The 16047-nt window shown below is 72.5% G+C and carries 14 protein-coding genes; 6 read left to right on the top strand and 8 right to left on the bottom strand.

From position 1 onward, the window contains the following. Positions 1 to 109 precede the first annotated feature (109 nt). Positions 110 to 856, bottom strand: coding sequence for a phosphoglyceromutase (locus KZJ41_RS20595; RefSeq protein WP_006936001.1), 747 nt, complete (start codon positions 854 to 856; stop codon positions 110 to 112). A gap of 132 nt (positions 857 to 988) precedes the next feature. Between KZJ41_RS20595 and KZJ41_RS20600 the strand changes: the two genes are divergently transcribed. Further along, positions 989 to 2755: an FAD-dependent oxidoreductase gene (locus tag KZJ41_RS20600; protein ID WP_251549486.1), complete on the top strand. Its 1767-nt coding sequence runs from the start codon at positions 989 to 991 to the stop codon at positions 2753 to 2755. A 138-nt stretch (positions 2756 to 2893) separates the two neighbouring features. Next, positions 2894 to 4510: an FAD-dependent oxidoreductase gene (locus KZJ41_RS20605; protein ID WP_251549488.1), complete on the top strand. Its 1617-nt coding sequence runs from the start codon at positions 2894 to 2896 to the stop codon at positions 4508 to 4510. A 4-nt stretch (positions 4511 to 4514) separates the two neighbouring features. Here KZJ41_RS20605 and KZJ41_RS20610 read toward each other — a convergent pair whose 3' ends face one another. Next, positions 4515 to 6101: an AMP-binding protein gene (locus KZJ41_RS20610; RefSeq protein WP_251549491.1), complete on the bottom strand. Its 1587-nt coding sequence runs from the start codon at positions 6099 to 6101 to the stop codon at positions 4515 to 4517. A 197-nt stretch (positions 6102 to 6298) separates the two neighbouring features. Between KZJ41_RS20610 and KZJ41_RS20615 the strand changes: the two genes are divergently transcribed. Continuing rightward, positions 6299 to 7264 carry an AraC family transcriptional regulator gene (locus KZJ41_RS20615; protein WP_251549493.1) on the top strand — a complete coding sequence of 322 codons (966 nt, stop codon included), beginning with the start codon at positions 6299 to 6301 and terminating at the stop codon, positions 7262 to 7264. Positions 7265 to 7382: 118 nt separating this feature from the next. Continuing rightward, positions 7383 to 8579: a serine hydrolase gene (locus KZJ41_RS20620; RefSeq protein ID WP_161995272.1), complete on the top strand. Its 1197-nt coding sequence runs from the start codon at positions 7383 to 7385 to the stop codon at positions 8577 to 8579. A gap of 74 nt (positions 8580 to 8653) precedes the next feature. On the opposite strand, the gene KZJ41_RS20625 is transcribed toward KZJ41_RS20620, so the two are convergent. The 4 genes from KZJ41_RS20625 to KZJ41_RS20640 form a co-directional block, all read right to left on the bottom strand. After that, positions 8654 to 8992, bottom strand: coding sequence for a transglycosylase family protein (locus KZJ41_RS20625; RefSeq protein ID WP_006936011.1), 339 nt, complete (start codon positions 8990 to 8992; stop codon positions 8654 to 8656). A 379-nt stretch (positions 8993 to 9371) separates the two neighbouring features. Continuing rightward, positions 9372 to 9890: a YbjN domain-containing protein gene (locus tag KZJ41_RS20630; RefSeq protein ID WP_006936013.1), complete on the bottom strand. Its 519-nt coding sequence runs from the start codon at positions 9888 to 9890 to the stop codon at positions 9372 to 9374. After that, on the bottom strand, positions 9887 to 11224 hold the full coding sequence (gene mshA / locus KZJ41_RS20635) for a D-inositol-3-phosphate glycosyltransferase (RefSeq protein ID WP_006936015.1): 1338 nt from the start codon (positions 11222 to 11224) through the stop codon (positions 9887 to 9889). The genes KZJ41_RS20630 and mshA overlap by 4 nt, the downstream gene beginning before the upstream one ends. 93 nt (positions 11225 to 11317) lie before the next feature. Continuing rightward, positions 11318 to 12019: a helix-turn-helix domain-containing protein gene (locus KZJ41_RS20640; RefSeq protein ID WP_029545165.1), complete on the bottom strand. Its 702-nt coding sequence runs from the start codon at positions 12017 to 12019 to the stop codon at positions 11318 to 11320. A gap of 63 nt (positions 12020 to 12082) precedes the next feature. Here KZJ41_RS20640 and KZJ41_RS20645 point away from each other — a divergent pair, with 63 nt between their 5' ends. Next, positions 12083 to 13261: an acyl-CoA dehydrogenase family protein gene (locus tag KZJ41_RS20645; protein WP_050035625.1), complete on the top strand. Its 1179-nt coding sequence runs from the start codon at positions 12083 to 12085 to the stop codon at positions 13259 to 13261. Here KZJ41_RS20645 and KZJ41_RS20650 read toward each other — a convergent pair. Continuing rightward, on the bottom strand, positions 13236 to 14057 hold the full coding sequence (locus tag KZJ41_RS20650; protein WP_251549495.1) for an alpha/beta fold hydrolase: 822 nt from the start codon (positions 14055 to 14057) through the stop codon (positions 13236 to 13238). The genes KZJ41_RS20645 and KZJ41_RS20650 overlap by 26 nt on opposite strands. Before the next feature lie 5 nt (positions 14058 to 14062). After that, a complete protein-coding gene (locus tag KZJ41_RS20655) occupies positions 14063 to 15253 on the bottom strand; it encodes an MFS transporter (protein WP_251549497.1) in 1191 nt (396 codons plus the stop codon). On the opposite strand from KZJ41_RS20655, the gene KZJ41_RS20660 reads away from it, so the two are divergent. Further along, entirely contained in the window at positions 15252 to 16034 is a 783-nt protein-coding gene (locus tag KZJ41_RS20660; protein ID WP_006942308.1) for a PIG-L family deacetylase, read from the top strand. The genes KZJ41_RS20655 and KZJ41_RS20660 overlap by 2 nt on opposite strands. Positions 16035 to 16047: the final 13 nt, after the last annotated feature.

Here is a 16047-nt window from a genome sequence, read left to right on the forward strand (position 1 = left end):
GGTCGGGGCATTCCGCCGCACGTCACGCCGCATGTTCGCGGCATTTGCCGCGTGTTCACCGGCCGTTTCCCGGGGGCCGCGGGACGGCTGCCCGCGGCCCCCGGAGGGACTACCGTCCGCCCTGGCCGGCGACGGCGGCGGCACCGGCCGCGGCCGCCTCGGGATCGAGGTACGTGCCGCCCGGGTTCAGCGGGCGCAGGTTCTCGTCGAGGTCGTAGCGCAGCGGGATGCCGGTGGGGATGTTCAGCCCGGCGATCTCCTCGTCGGAGATCCCGTCGAGGTGCTTGACGAGGGCGCGCAACGAGTTGCCGTGGGCCGTGATCAGAACGGTCCGGCCGGCCCGCAGGTCCTGGGAAATGGTCTCCTCCCAGTACGGGATCAGGCGCTCGACGACGTCCTTCAGGCACTCGGTGAGCGGCACCTCGTCGACGTCCGCGTACCGGACGTCGCTGTCCTGGCTGTACTTGCTGCCGGGCTCGATCGGGGGCGGCGGGGTGTCGTAGCTGCGGCGCCACAGCATGAACTGCTCCTCGCCGAACTCCGCCTTGATCTCCGCCTTGTTCTTGCCCTGCAGCGCACCGTAGTGCCGCTCGTTCAGGCGCCAGTCACGCACGACCGGGATCCAGTGCCGATCCGCGGCGTCGAGCGCGTAGTTGGCGGTGCTGATCGCGCGGCGCAGCAGCGACGTGTACAGCACGTCCGGCAGGAGACCGTGCTCCGCGAGCAGCTCGCCGGCACGCTTGCCCTCGGCGATCCCCTTGTCGGTCAGGTGCACGTCCACCCACCCCGTGAAGAGGTTCATCGCGTTCCATTCGCTCTCGCCGTGGCGGAGCAACACAAGTGTTCCGTTGGTCATGGGCCAATCCTGGCACGCCCGGGCGGCGGTGCCACGTCCGCACCGTTCGGCGAATCCGCCCCGCGGGCCGCACACATCGGATATATGTGACAACGGTTGTTTTCAGAACGACGTCCGGATCGGGGGATTCTCGTGTTCGACACCCGGCTTTCCCGCCGCACCTTCCTCACCGCCCTGGGCGCGGTCGCGGTCGCGCCCACGACCGCTCACGCCGCACCGCGCTCGCCCGCGCTGCGCTCGGGGGGCCGGCGCGTCGCCGTGCTCGGCGGCGGGATAGCGGGCCTGACGGCCGCCCACGAACTGATCGAACGCGGCTTCGAGGTCACCGTCTTCGAACCGACCGCCCTCGGCGGCAAGGCCCGCAGCATCCCGTCGCCGGGCACCGGGTCCGGTGGACGCGCCGACCTGCCCGGCGAGCACGGCTTCCGCTTCTTCCCGGGCTTCTACCGGCACATCCCCGACACGATGCGGCGGATCCCCTTCCAGGGCAACCCGAACGGCGTGTTCGACAACCTCGTCGCCGGATCCGCCTTCCGGATGGCGATCCCCGGCGGGCCCGACCTGACCGCCCCCGCGTCGATCGCGCCGCTGCGCCCCGACGTCCTCGACCCCGCCTCGCTGCAGGAGTCCCTGGCCGCCGCCTTCTCCCTCGGCGGCGCGATCCCCCCGCACGAGCTGGCCGTCTTCACCCGCAAGCTGGTGATGTTCCTGACCAGCAGCCTCGAACGCCGCCACGGCCAGTGGGAGCACCAGACGTGGTCGCAGACGCTCGAGGCCGACGGCAAGTCGCCGGCCTACCGCAACATCCTCGTCTCGGCGCTGACCCGGCAACTGGTGGCCGCCCGGCCCACCGTCGCGTCCACCCGCACCATCGGCATCATGGGCCAGGCGTTCGTGTGGAACGCGATGGGCACCGTCCCCGAGTACGGTCACCTGGACCGGCTCCTCGCCGCCCCCACGAACGAGGCCTGGATCGACCCGTGGGCCGCGCACCTGCGCGCCCTCGGCGTTCGATTCGAAATGGGCTGGGCGGCCGAGGCTCTCGACATCTCCTCGGGCTCGATCACCGGAGTACGGCTGGTGGACGGCGGCGGCACCCGCGCCGTCGCCGAGGCCGACTGGTACGTCGCGGCGATGCCCGTGGAGCGGGCCGTGCCGCTGTGGTCACCGCGGATCGTCGCCGCCGATCCGCGGCTCGGAGCCATGCGGAACCTGCAGACGGACTGGATGGTGGGCATCCAGTACTTCCTGCGCCGGCCCACCCCGATCGCCGACGGGCACGTCGCCTACCTCGGCTCGCCGTGGGCCCTGACCTCCATCAGCCAGGGCCAGTTCTGGCGCGGGGACTTCGCCGCCCGCTACGGCGACGGCAGTGCCCACGACTGCCTGTCGGTGGACATCTCCGACTGGGACACCCCCGGCATCCTCCACGGGAAGACCGCGAAGGAGTGCACCGCCGAGGAGATCGCCCGGGAGACGTGGGCGCAGATGTCGGCGTGCCTCGACGACACCGGCACCGGCGTCCTCGACGAGAACGACGTCGTCTCGTGGTTCCTCGATCCCGGCGTCCGGTGGGACGCCGCGCAGGCCCGCAACACGAACGACACTCCCCTGCTCGTCAACACCGTCGGCTCGTGGGCCGACCGTCCGGACGCGCGCACCGCGATCCCGAACCTCTTCCTCGCCGGCGACTACGTCCGCACCGACATCGATCTCGCGACCATGGAATCGGCCGGCGAATCGGCGCGGGCGGCCGTCGCCGCGCTGCTCGAGGCCGCCGACTCGCCCGCCGCACCGCCGGCGCGGTACCGCCTGCACGAGCCGCCCGAGCTCGAGCCGATGCGGCGGATCGACGCCGACCGCTACCGCGCCGGGCTGCCGCACATCCTCGACGTGTGACGTCGGGCGCGCGCTGCCCGGCGGCGAGAGGGTCCGGAGCGTGGTCCCGTCGGCACGGAAGCAGGATGCGGCGAACGGGCACGCGCCGGAGGCGGATTCGGACATACTTCCCTCGAACGCGACGAAAGGGTATGCCCGATGGGCGAGACCTCGGTCCTGGTGGTCGGCGCCGGCCCGGTCGGACTGACCGCCGCGCTGGAACTGCGCCGGCGCGGCGTCGACGTCGTGATCGTCGATCGGCTCCCGGAGCCGCCGCAGTACGCCAAGGCGGTCGGTATCCAGCCGCGCACGCTCGAGGTGTGGGACGCGATGGGCGTGCTCCGGCCGTCGCTCGACGTGTCCGCGCCGATGCACGGGCAGCTCGTGTACGTCGACGGGCAGGAGGTGATGCGCCTCGAACTCGCACTGCCCGAGGACGTGCCGTACCGATTCGTCTGCATGCCCCAGTACGCCACCGAACGGGTGCTGACGCAGGCCCTGGCCGAGCACGGCACCGTCGTGCGCCGCGGCGTCGAACTGACCGGCTTCGACCGGACCGCGGACGGCGTGGTCGCCGCCCTGCGCGACGGCGAGGACACGACGCGGCTGGCCGCCCGCTATCTGGTCGGCTGCGACGGCGCGCACAGCGCCGTGCGCAAGGGCCTCGGGGTGTCCTTCGACGGCGACGCGTTCCCCGAGGAGTACATGCTCGCCGACGTCGAACTGGACTGGTCGATGCCGGCCGGTTACGGCATCCGCGCGTCGACGCGGACCGACGGCACGACGACGGACATGATGGTGTGCATCCCGCTGCCCGGCGACGGCCGCTACCGCCTGTCGACGTTCGTCGCGCCGGACCTGGCGACGTCCGCGCCCGGCGTCGGAACCGTCGCGCACGGACTCGAGGGCGGGCGCCGGCCCACCCTCGGTCACATCCAGGCGGTGCTCGACCGGCTGGCGCCGGAACCGACGCGGGCGAGTGCCCTGCGCTGGTCGTCGGTGTTCCGGATCAGCCACCGCCTCGCCGGGAACTACGGTGGGAACCGGGTGTTCCTGGCCGGGGACGCCGCGCACATCCATCCGCCCACCGGGGCGCAGGGCATGAACACCGGCATCCAGGACGCCTACAACCTCGGCTGGAAGCTCGCGCTGGCGGTGCAGGGCCGCGCCGCCGACGGCCTGCTCGACAGCTACGACGCCGAGCGCCGGCCCATCGGGGAGGAGGTGGTGGGCCGCACCGTGCGGCACGCCCGGCAGGGCATCGGGGCCGGCGAGACGGACGCGGCGACCGCGATCGCGCGCGAGGCCCAGTTGCTGCTCGGCTACCCCGGCAGCCCGCTCGTGGGCGGCGACGTGCCGGACGGCGGCGGTCCGGCCCCGGGTGATCGCGCCCCGGACGCGACGGGACTGCGACAGGACGCCGTCGCGTCGCCGCTCCGGCTGCACGAGCTGCTGCGCCACCCCGGTCACACGGTGCTGCTGTGGGCGCCGACGGTGCAGGCGCTGGCGTCCCAGCGGGAGCTGGCCGAGCGGGCGGCGGACCGTTTCGGCGACGCGCTGCGGGCGTACGTGCTCGTGGCGGGACCCGCCGGGACGCCGGCCGACGGCAGGGTGCTGCGTGACGACGCGGGCCGCGCCGCGCAGGCGTACGGGTTCGGCGGTGCCGCCGCGGCCGTGGTGGTGCGGCCGGACGGCTACGTCGGGTTCCGGGCGCAGGATCCGACGATCGAGGCGCTCGCGGCGCATCTCGGCCGGATCCTGCGGCCCGGACGGTAACCGGCTACGCCGTCGGCGTGCGCAGATCCTTGCGCAGGATCTTGCCCGCGGCGGACTTCGGAACGATGTCGATGAACTGCACCCGGCGCACCTTCTTGTGCGGCGAGACGCGCTCGGCGACGAACTCGATGACCTCGTCCTCGGTCAGCTCCGCGTTCGGCTGGCGCACGACGAACGCCTTCGGCACCTCCTCGCCCTCGTCGTCGAGCACGCCCACGACCGCGGCGTCGGCGATCTGCGGGTGGGTCAGCAGCAGCGCCTCGAGCTCGGCCGGCGGCACCTGGTAGCCCTTGTACTTGATCAGTTCCTTGAGCCGGTCGACGATCGTGACGTTGCCGGCCGCGTCCACCGTGGCGATGTCGCCGGTGTGCAGGAACCCGTCGGCGTCGAGGGTCTCCGCGGTGGCCTGCGGGTTGCCGAGGTAGCCGACCATCACGTTCGGGCCCTTGCACCACAGCTCACCCGGCTCGGAGACACCCTCGCCGGTCGGGTACGCGACCTCCTCGAGCGTGCCCGGGTCGACCAGCTTGCACTCCATGTTGGCGATCGTCGGGCCGACCGAGTCGAGCGGCACGTCGTCGCCGTCGAACGGGATGGCGTGGCTGACCGGGCTCATCTCCGACATGCCGTAGCCCTGGCGGATCTTGCAGCCGAGCCGCGCGGACACCGCACCGCCGAGTTCCTTGTCCAGGGGCGCGGCACCCGAGAACACGGTGTGCACGCTGGACAGGTCGAACTGGTCGACGAGGGGGTGCTTGGCGAGGGCCACCGCGACGGGCGGCGCGATGAACACGTACGTGCACTTCTGCTCGGCGACGATCCGCAGGAACTCCGGCAGGTCGAACTTCGGCATCGTCACCAGCGACGCCCGGTTGTACAGGGCCGCGTTGAGCAGCACGGTCATGCCGTAGATGTGGAAGAACGGCAGCACGGCGAGGACCTTGTCGGCGGCGCCGATGCCCATGCGCGGGTTGATCTGGCACACGTTGGCGACCAGGTTGGTGTGCGTGAGCATCACACCCTTCGGGCGGCCCGTGGTGCCCGACGAGTACGGCAGCACCGCCAGATGGGTGGCCGGATCGAACGACACCTCGGGGGCGGGCGCGTTCTCGGCGAGCAGGTCGCGCAGGGTCGGGTGCCCCTCGGCGCCGTCGAGCACGACGAGGCGGTCGTCGGCGATGCCCACCTTGGCCGCGGCCTCCTTCGCGTGCGGCAGCAGCGGGGAGACGGTGAACAGGAACGTCGCCTTGGAATCCTCGAGCTGCTTGGCGATGTCCTCGGCGGTGTAGAGGGCATTGATCGTGGTGGCGGTCGCGCCCGCCCGCAGGATGCCGTGGAAGACGGACGCGAAGGCGGGCACGTTCGGCGAGAGCAGGCCGACGACGTCGCCGACCCCCACGCCGCGCGCCGCGAGGGCCCCGGCGATCGCGTCGATCTGCCCGATCAGGGCGCGGTAGTCGGTGACGGCCCCCGACGCGCCCTCGATCAGCGCCGGGCGACCGAGGTCCGCCTCCGCGATCGAACCGAACAGGAAGTCGTAGACACTCAGTGCCGGGATTTCGACGTCGGGAAACGGGCTGCGAAAGCTCATGGGTTCTCCTCGGGAGCAGGACTCTGTGGCACGCCGTGCCAGACGTGCCGGGAGTACGGTACCTGACCGCTGTGAAGGCAGTCACACGCACGCCGGACATTACCGCGTCGGGGGCCGTCGCGTGCCCGGTCGCGCGCGCCCGGACCCAGCCGATCGGGCAGTGTCGGCGCCCGCCCCGGCGCTCTAGGCTCGGCCGGATGACGGACGTCGTGCATTCACTGGACCCGTTCTCCGGCTGCGCCCCCTCGCCGGCGACGGTCTCGACGGACTGGGACGAGATCCGGGCGTGGTCGGACCAGGTGTACATGCCCTATCGCGTGCGGCCGAGCGGGCGCCTGCTGCGCCCGCGATCGAGCATGTTCTCCGCCGCGATCGGCGACATCGTGCTCACCCGGTTCCGGTACGGGATCCCGGTGACCGTCGACCAGCTCTCGGCCGAGGCCGGCAACATCCTGGTGCTGACGACGATCCGCGGTCACGCCCGGCACCGGGTCGCAGCGGGCGAGGTGGAGATCGACTCCGGCGCCACCTTCGTGGCCGACTGCAGCCGGATCGAGCACCGCGTCGACTTCGACGACGAGCATCTCCAGCTCAACCTGACGGTGCCGCACCGGCTCGTCGCCGACCTCGCCGACCGCTGGTTCGGCGTCGTTCCCGACGACCGTCTGTGGCAGCACAAGTGCGTCGTCGGGGCCGGATCGTCGGGCTGGAACGCGCTGCTCGCGTATGCGGTCCGCGCGATCCGCGCCGATCCGGTGCGCATCGCGCAGGGCCCGCCGGGCGCTCACCTGCAGGAGCTGCTCCTCGGTCACCTCGTCACCGAATGGGCCGCCGCAGCGGACGTACGCCGCGCGGAACAGTACATCCGCGAGCACGCCGCGGATCTGCCCACGGTCTCCGAGATCGCCGCCGCCGTGGGCGTCAGCGTGCGCGCACTGTCGGGCGGGTTCCGCCGCCACCTGGACACGACGCCGAACCGGTACCTGAGCGACGTGCGATTGCAGCACATCCGCGACGAACTCGCCGCGGCGTCGGCCGAGTGCACCGTCTCCGCGGTGGCGGCCCGATGGGGCTACGTCAACATGGGCGTCTTCGCCGCCGCCTACCGTCGCCGATTCGGCGAGAACCCGTCGCGGACCCTCGCCCGGGCCCGCGGACGGTGAGTGCCGAAATCCGACAGCGCGTGCCGATCGGAGGTGGCCCACGTCACACCCCTGTCCGTAGCGTCCGCATCCGACGCCGGTGAGCCCACCGGCGGCGGACCCGCGCACAGGAGGAACCGTGACAGACGACTTCGCGAGCACCATGGATGCAGCCCTACGGGAACTCACCCACAGCCCGGGGGGCCTGCCGGGCGTGGTGGCCATGCTCACCGACCGGGACGACGTGGTGTATTCGGGGGTGGCCGGGGAACGGGCTGCCGGGTCCGGCACGGCCATGACCGCCGATACCGTGTTCGCCGCCTTCTCCACGACGAAGGCGATCACCGGCACCGCGGCACTCCAGTGCGTCGAGGAGGGCCTGCTCGACCTCGACGCCCCCGCCGCCCGGTATGTGCCGGAGATCGGCGAACTCCAGGTTCTCGAGGGCTTCGGAACGGACGGCGAGCCCCTGCTGCGCGCGCCGAAACGGGACATCACCACCCGCATGCTGCTGCTCCACACGGCCGGCCTCGGGTACGACTTCTTCGACGAGAACTACCGGCGTCTCGCCGAGGAGCACGGTCAGCCCAGCGTCATCACGGCGTCGAAGGCCGCGCTGCGGACCCCGCTGCTGTTCGATCCGGGCGAGCGGTGGATGTACGGCTCGAACATCGACTGGTGCGGGCTGGTGGTCGAGGCCGTGCGGGGCCGGCGCCTCGGGGAGGTGATGCGCGAACGGATCTTCGAGCCCCTCGGGATGGCGGACACGGCGTTCACCCTCACCGCCGACATGCGCGACCGGCTCGCCGTCGTCCACCAGCGCGGCGAGGACGGGACCGTCGTACCGATGCCCGAGATGGTGCTCCCCCAGGATCCGGAGGTCCACATGGGGGGCCACGGTCTGTACACGACCGTCCCGGACTACCTGAGGTTCCTCCGGATGTGGCTGCGCGACGGGGACGCGCCCGGCGGCCGGGTGCTGGCGGCCGGAACGGTCGCCGACGCGGTGCGCGGCGGTTTGGACGGGCAGCAGATCACCGCCCTGCCGGGCGTGATCCCCGCGCTGTCGAACGATGCGGAGTTCTTCCCCGGGCTACCCAAGAACTGGGCATACACGTTCATGGTCAACGAGGAGCCGGCGCCGACGGGTCGGCCCGCCGGGGCGCTCGGCTGGGCCGGCCTGGCGAACCTGTACTACTGGATCGACCGCCAGAACGGCATCGCCGGTTTCTGGGCCACCCAGATCCTGCCCTTCGCCGACGCCGTCTCGTTCGGGGGATACCTCGACTTCGAGGCCGCCGCCTACCGCCGGTCGGCCGCGTCGCGGATCCGGTGAGAACCCGACGAACCCCGCGTGCGGTGCACGCGGGGTTCGTTCGGCTGCTACGGGCGTGAGCCCGGGCGGTGGGGTCAGAGGTACTGACCGCACACCGGCCACGCACCGACGCCCTGGCCGGCGAGGACGTTCTCGGCGATGGCGATCTGCTGCTCCCGGGTCGCCTGGTCGGCGGTGGGGGCGTACTGCTGGCCGCCGTAGGCGTTCCAGGTGCTCGGCGAGAACTGCAGGCCACCGTGGTAGCCGTTGCCGTTGTTGATGGCCCAGTTCCCACTGCTCTCGCACTGCGCGACGGCGTCCCAGTTGCCGGAGGCGGCGTTGGCGGTGCCGGTGCCGAGTGCGAACGGGGTGACGGCCAGGGCCGCGGTGGCGGCGACGGTGCCGAGGGCGCGCTTGAAGGTGAAGTTTGCCATGATGCGGTTGAATTCCTCTCGCGTCTGCTGGCGAGGCACTGCGGCGGCCGACGATGTCGATCCCGCTGCCCGGATTCGGAGCTGTGCCTCGTCCCTGCCCCTCGATCAGGTATCGAGTTCCGGTCCCGCGGGGCAGAGTCAGCGGCGACGGGCCGGTGTTGCTTGCCCGGTGGTATCGGGCTGATTACGACGCTAGAGACTCATCACGGATCGGTCACGCGCTGTTTTCCGGCACGCCCGTCTCACATTCCAAGATCGGGCGGTAGCGTTTTCCCAGGTGACGTCCGAGTAATCGCCGTTTCGAAACCGTGTAGTTACACGGCCGTTATGTGACCATGCTCACAGTAATATTGTGGCTCGGGTCACCGATATCGCGGCGTTACGGCTGCGCGTCCTCCACCACGAAGGGCCGGCCGTCCTCGATCAGGTGCCGGAAGGGTTCGAGATTGCGGAGCGACTCGCCCCGCGAGACCCGCCACTCCCACTCCCGCTTGATGGAGGTGAGGAATCCGAGTCCGAGAATGACGTTGAAATCGTGGTCGGCGGCCTCGAGCACCTGGCCGAGCACCGTGTCCAGTTCGTCCGGAGTGACCGAGGCCTCCGACATCCGGCCGACGAGGTAGATGTCCCCGATCTTGTCGAGGGTGTACGCGACCCCGTACAGCCGCCGATTGCGGCGGAGCAGGTACCGGTAGACGCCCTCGAAGTTCTCGTCGGGCTTGCGGCACACGAACGCCTCGATGCGCAGGCCGTGGTTGCCGGGACTGAGCAGCGTCGTCGTCTTGAGCTTGTTCTCCCCCGGCAGGTCGACGACGAAGTGCCCACCCTCCTTGCGGGAGAACTCGAGGCCGCGATCGCGCAGCGTCGCCTCGATCGTCTCGCTCAGTCGCTCGCTCACGCCCGTACCCCCGTCGTCCGCCGGATCTTCCACACTCCGCGTTGCCGGCGCAGCGGGAACTCGCCGGTCCCGAGCGAACGGTTCCGCAGCGCACCGGCCTTACGGTAACTGGCGAGCAGACCCTCCGCGGTGTGCTCCCAGGAGAAGTTCTCCGCGTGCAGGGGCGCGGCCGCCGCGAGCGCAGCCCGCCGTCCCGGGTCCGTGACCAGCGCGCGCAGCGCGGCGGCCCAGTCGTCGGTGCGATGGCCGTCGACGAGCAGCCCGGTCTCGCCGTCGCGCACCGCGACGCCGAGGCCACCGACGTTCGCGGCCAGCACGGGGGTCCCGCACGCCTGCGCCTCGATCGCCACCAGGCCGAACGACTCGGAGTAGCTCGGCACCGCCACCACGTCCGAGGCACGGTAGACCTGCACCAGCCGCTCGGGTGGCTGCGGGGGCAGGAACGTCACCCGGGCGGCGATTCCGAGCTCGGCGGCCAGTTCGATCAGCGAGTGCGGCCGCTCGAGTCCCGTGCCGGAGGGCCCGCCGACCACCAGCACGCGCAGGGGTACCTCCGGGTCGGCGGACATCGCCGCCGCAGCGGCCCGCAGCAGCACGTCCGGTGCCTTGAGCGGCTGGATGCGCCCGACGAAGGTCACGATCGTCTCGCGGGGGTCGAGGCCGAGGCCCGCCCGGGCGGCCGCCCGGTCCCCCGGCCGGTAACGGGACAGGTCCGCACCCGGCGCCACCACGTCCACCCGCGACGGGTCGGCGCCGTAGCTGCGTTCGAGCTGCGCCGCCTCGTCGACCGTGTTGGCGACGAGCCGGTCGGACTCGGCGACCACCTGCTGCTCGCCGATCTGCCGGGCCGCCGGCTCGGGCACGTCACCGTCGGCGAGCGAGGCGTTCTTCACGGCGGCGAGCGTGTGCGCGGTGTGCACCAGCGGGACTCCCCACCGGTCCCGGGCGAGCCAGCCCACCTGGCCGGACAGCCAGTAGTGCGAGTGCACGAGGTCGTAGTAGCCCTGCGGGTGACGGGCCTCCTCCCGCAGCACCCCGGCCGCGAACGCGCACAGCTGCGTGGGCAGGTCGTGCTTGTCGAGCCCCTCGTACGGACCGGCCGCGACGTTGCGCACGAGCACGCCGGGTGCCGCCTCCTGCACCACGGGGTCGGCCGACGACGTCGCCCGGGTGAAGATCTCCACCTCGACCCCGCGGCGCGCGAGCTGCACGGCGGTCTGCAGAACGTAGACGTTCATCCCGCCGGCGTCCCCGGTGCCGGGCTGCGCGAGCGGCGAGGTGTGGACCGACAGGACGGCCACGCGGCGGGGACGGCTGTTCGACTTCGACGTCACTTCTCCATACTGCCCTGCCGCACATCCCCGCCCGGCTCCGCCCTCCCCTGCGCTCCGGCGCGCTGCGGCTGCTCGACGCGGCACCCCGGCCGTTCAGGAATGCTCGCCGGCCTCGAAACCCGCGACAGCGCGGCGCACCGCCGCGTGGAAGGGGCTCCACAGGAACCAGGTCCCGAACTCGCGCACCAGCGCGGACGGCCCGTGCACCTGCACGCTGCCGTCGTCGATCGCCTCGGCGAGGGTCCGGGTGCCGGCGAAGACGCGCATCAGGGCCACCGGTTCCCCGGTCACGTACAGGTCGACGTCGAACCCCGGCGGCTTGCGGCACACCGACGGCTCGCCCCGGTCCAGGACGATCCACAGGCGAATCGGGGCGGGACCGGTGTAGTCGAACTCGATCACCACCCGCCGCTGCGGCACCCGGTCGCGGTCCACCCGGCGGTGCATCCACCACGTCAGCGTCACCGGGTCGACCTCGGCGGGCACCGGTTCGGCGAACAACCACTTCACCGCCCACTCCCCGATCGCGACGAGGATCGGGGCGAGTTCGCGGCCGGCCGGGGTCAGTCGGTACTCGCAGCCGCGGGCCTGCGGGACCCGCTCCAGCACGCCCTTGCGTTCGAGGTGCCGCAGCCGGGTGGCCAGCAGGGTGCGGGAGATGCCGGGGAGGCCGCGCTCGATCTCGTTGAAACGGGTACTGCCGTAGACCATTTCGCGCAGGATCAGCGGGGTCCACCGGTCGGCGAGCACTTCGCTGCCGATCGAGACCGGACAGTACTGCCCGTACTCGCGCACATCTCCAGAGTAGGTCCAGAACGTGCACTGGGCGGCATCGATCTGCGCCCCTACCGTCGAGACATGACCACCGTAGACATCACCCAGTCCCCCCGCTCCCGCCCCCGCGAGGAACTCGCCGCCCGCGCCGACGAACTGGGCCGGCGGATCGCCCCGTACGCCCGCGCCCACGACCGCGACGGCACGTTCGTCGCCGAGGCCTACGAGATCCTGCGCTCCGAGGGCCGCCTCGCGCTCGCCGTCCCGCGCGAGCTCGGCGGCGACGGCGCGACCGTGCGCGACGTCGCCACCGTGCAACGCACCCTGGCGCACCACTGCGCGGCCACCGCCCTCGCCTCGTCCATGCACCACCACGTCGTGCTCGCCGCCGCGTGGCGGTACCGGCACGGCGCGCCCGGCGCGGACCGGATGCTGCGCCGCGTCGCCGGGGAGGGACTCGTGCTCGTCTCCACCGGCGGCGCCGACCAGACCCGGCCGCGCGGGACCGCCCGGAAGGTGCCCGGTGGCTACCGCGTCGACGGCCGCAAGGTGTTCTGCAGCCAGGCCCCGGTCGGCGACGTGCTCGCCACCATGTTCCCGTACGACGACCCCGACGAGGGCCGCATCGTGCTCAACATGATGGTCCCGATGAAGGCCGACGGGGTGCGGGTCCTCGACAACTGGGACTCGCTCGGCATGCGCGGGACCGGCAGCCACGACGTCGAGCTGACCGACGTGTTCGTCCCGGACGCGGCCGTGGTCGCCCGCCGCCCGTACGGGGTGATCGACCCGCCGTTCCAGCTGGTGCTCAGCGTCGCCATGCCCGTCGTCGCGGCCGTGTACCTCGGGGTTGCGGAGGCCGCGCACGCGCACGCGACCGCGCTCGTCGCCGGGACGCCGCGGGCCGGCGACCCGAGCGTGCGACGCCAGCTCGGCGTCGCGGCCACCCGCCTGCAGGTCGCGTCGTGGGCCCTCGACGGTGCCCTCGACGTCGTCGGCGACGACCCGGTGCCGTCGATGACCACGGTCGCCGCGGTGATGACCGCCAAGGCCGAGATCGCGCGGACCGCGATCGAGGTGTGCGACCTGGCCCTCGACGTCGCCGGGGGCCGCGGCTTCTACCGGTCGAGCCCGCTCGAGCAGTGCTACCGCGACGTGCGCGGGGTCAAGTTCCACCCGCTCACGCCGGAGGAGACACTGCTGCTCGCCGGGGCGCAGGCGCTCGGGTCGGCAGCGGCTACAGCGATCCCGCGAAGCGCGTGACCTCCGCGGCGAACCGCTGCGGGTCCTCGACGAACGGGCCGTGGTCGGTGCCCTCCCAGAACGAGGTCGTCGCGTTCGGCAGCAGCGACGCCGCGTGCTCGGCGGCCGAGACGTCGACGACCGAGTCGGCCGTGCCGTGCAGGACGAGCACGGGCGTGTCGAGGCCCCGCAGCAGCTCGTCGTTGCGCACCGTCCGCGCGAACATCGCCGCCCGCACGCGGGGCGGGGTGCACAGGCTGGTGCCGAACAGCGCCTGTGCCGCGACGCCCTTGCCCTCCCCGGGCCCGGTGAGGGCCGTGCCGAAGGCGCCCAGGGCGCGGATCGCCGTCGCCGCGTCCTCGGACATCGCGTCGGGGACGGCCGCGCGCATGGCCGCCCCGACCTTGCCGCCCTTCTCGCCCCGGCCGATGCTGGTGATCGCGCCGACCAGCACGATCCCGGCGACGCGGTCGGTGCCGTGGGTCGCGAGGTAGTCGCAGATCACCAGGCCGCCGTAGGACCAGCCGAGCAGCACCGCCCCGTGGGCGCCTTCGGCGTCGAGCACGGCCCGCACGTCCGCGGCCCACAGCTTCGACTCGTCGTATCCGGTCTCCGGGGCCCCGGAGTACCCGTGTCCGCGCAGGTCGACGGCGATCACCCGGTGGGTGCGGGCCAGCTCGTCGAGCACGGCCTCGCCCCAGCACCGCGACGACTGGGCCCAGCCGTGCAGCAGGACCAGCGGGCGGTGGGCGGGATCGCCGGTGACGCGGTAGACGATGGGGGTGCCGTCGGAGCTCTCGACCTCGCGGATTGTCATGCGGGTCACCCTAGCCGGGCGAGCCGGGCCACTCCCACCGCGCACGCGCATCCGACGAGCGCGGCCACCACCGCGACCCCGATGCCCGCGCTCGGCCCGGACCGGTCGATGACCTGACCGACGACGGCGGAGCCGACCGCGACACCGACCCCGAGTCCCGTGACCGTCCAGGTGATGCCCTCGGTGAGCCGGCCCGGCGGCACGATCCGCTCGGTCAGGGAGGTCGCGACGATCATGGTGGGGGCGACGGCCACCCCGGCCGACAGGTAGAGCACCGCGAGGGCCGGCACCGTGTCGGCGAGCAGCAGCGGCCACAGCAGGACCGCGACGGCCGCCGTCGCGCCGAGCAGCTGCCGCGTCAGCGGCGCCCGCAGCCGCACCGCCCCGAAGACGAGGCCGCCGAGCGCGGACCCGGTCGCGAACATCGCCAGCACCACGGTCGCGGCGCCGGGCGCGCCCCGCTCGGCGGTGAAGGCGACCCCGACCACGTCGACGACGCCGAAGATCGTGCCCATCGCCGTCATCGCCACCACCAGCACGACGAGCACCGGGATCCGCAGCACGCTCGCGCCGGGTGCCCCCGCGACGACCGGGCGTGCCGGGGGTTCGGTGCCGCGCTGGGCGGCGAGCGCGACGGTGCCGATCACCAGCAGCACCGCCCCGAGCAACGCGCCCGCCTCCGGGAACGCGGCGACGCTCAGCCCCACCGACAGCACCGGCCCGACGATGAAGCACAGCTCGTCGATCACCGCCTCGAGCGCGAACGCGGTACGCAACCCGTCGGTGCCGCGGAGCAGCTCGGTCCACCGGGCGCGGACCATGGCGCCGATCGTGGGCATCAGTCCCGCCGGGACCGCGCACGCGAACAGCAGCGCCTCGGGCGCCTCCCACCGCACCCCCGCCAGCATCGCGGTGGTCGCGGCCGCGCTGATCGCCGCGGCGACCGGCAGGACCCGGGACTGCCCGTGCCGGTCCGCGGCCCGCGAGACCAGCGGGGTGAGCGCCGCGTACGACAGCGCGAACACCGCGGCCAGGGCGCCACCGAGGCCGTAATCACCCCGCAACTGCGAGAACATCGTCACGATGCCGATGCCGACCATCGCGATCGGCAACCGCGCGACGAACCCCGCCAGGCAGAAGGCGGCGGCGCCCGGCGCGGTGAACAGTGCACGGTAGGAGCGCATTCGTGCCAGCATGCAGTACGTGAGCGTGCTGGTGTGTTTCCATGCCCATCCCGACGACGAGGTGTTCACCACCGGCGGGGTGATGCGCCTCGCCGCGGACGCGGGGCATCGGGTGGTGCTGGTCGTGGCGACGGACGGCGCCGCGGGCGAGGTCCCCGACGGGCTGCTCGGTCCCGGCGAGTCCCTGGTGCAGCGTCGCCGCGCCGAGCTCGAGGCGTCGGCGGAGACGCTGGGAGTCGCCCGCCTGGTGCCGCTGGGCTACGCCGATTCGGGCATGGCCGGGGCGCCGCAGAACGCGGACCCGGCCGCGTTCTGCAACGTCGACGTGGACTCGGCCGCGGCCCGGCTCGCGGCCGTGCTCGCGGAGGAGAGCGCCGACGTCGTCACCATCTACGACCCCAACGGCGGATACGGGCACCCCGACCACGTGCAGGTGCACCGCGTCGGCGCCCGGGCCCAGGAGCTGACCGCGCACCCGTCGGTGTACGAGGCGGCGATGAACCGGGACCACATCCGTCGCCTGCTCGCCGCCAACCCGGACGTGAGCCCGGACGCGTCGCCCCCGGACCTGGACACGTTCGGCCTGCCGGAGGCCGAGATCACCACCACGATCGACGTGTCCGCGACGATCCCCGCGAAACGGGCGGCGATGCTCGCGCACGCCTCGCAGGTCGGTGACTTCGGGCCGATGCTGGCGATGACGCCGGAACAGCTCGCGAGCGCCTTCGGCCTCGAATGGTTCCGCCGGCGCGGCGCGGAGCCGACGCTGCAGGAGAACGCCCTGCCCCTGTGATCGACCCGACCGA

The sequence above is a fragment of the Rhodococcus sp. 11-3 genome, assembly GCF_023704055.1.
GTDB classification, from domain to species: domain Bacteria; phylum Actinomycetota; class Actinomycetes; order Mycobacteriales; family Mycobacteriaceae; genus Rhodococcus; species Rhodococcus aetherivorans.

What these genes read in the sequence shown, in the direction of transcription:
- KZJ41_RS20625 (WP_006936011.1), bottom strand. Translation starts at nt 8,992, where the DNA reads ATGGCAAACTTCACCTTCAAGCGCGCCCTCGGCACCGTCGCCGCCACC.
- KZJ41_RS20615 (WP_251549493.1), top strand. Translation starts at nt 6,299, where the DNA reads ATGACGGACGTCGTGCATTCACTGGACCCGTTCTCCGGCTGCGCCCCC.
- KZJ41_RS20645 (WP_050035625.1), top strand. Translation starts at nt 12,083, where the DNA reads ATGACCACCGTAGACATCACCCAGTCCCCCCGCTCCCGCCCCCGCGAG.
- KZJ41_RS20610 (WP_251549491.1), bottom strand. Translation starts at nt 6,101, where the DNA reads ATGAGCTTTCGCAGCCCGTTTCCCGACGTCGAAATCCCGGCACTGAGT.
- KZJ41_RS20595 (WP_006936001.1), bottom strand. Translation starts at nt 856, where the DNA reads ATGACCAACGGAACACTTGTGTTGCTCCGCCACGGCGAGAGCGAATGG.
- KZJ41_RS20660 (WP_006942308.1), top strand. Translation starts at nt 15,252, where the DNA reads ATGCAGTACGTGAGCGTGCTGGTGTGTTTCCATGCCCATCCCGACGAC.
- KZJ41_RS20655 (WP_251549497.1), bottom strand. Translation starts at nt 15,253, where the DNA reads ATGCTGGCACGAATGCGCTCCTACCGTGCACTGTTCACCGCGCCGGGC.
- KZJ41_RS20605 (WP_251549488.1), top strand. Translation starts at nt 2,894, where the DNA reads ATGGGCGAGACCTCGGTCCTGGTGGTCGGCGCCGGCCCGGTCGGACTG.
- KZJ41_RS20650 (WP_251549495.1), bottom strand. Translation starts at nt 14,057, where the DNA reads ATGACAATCCGCGAGGTCGAGAGCTCCGACGGCACCCCCATCGTCTAC.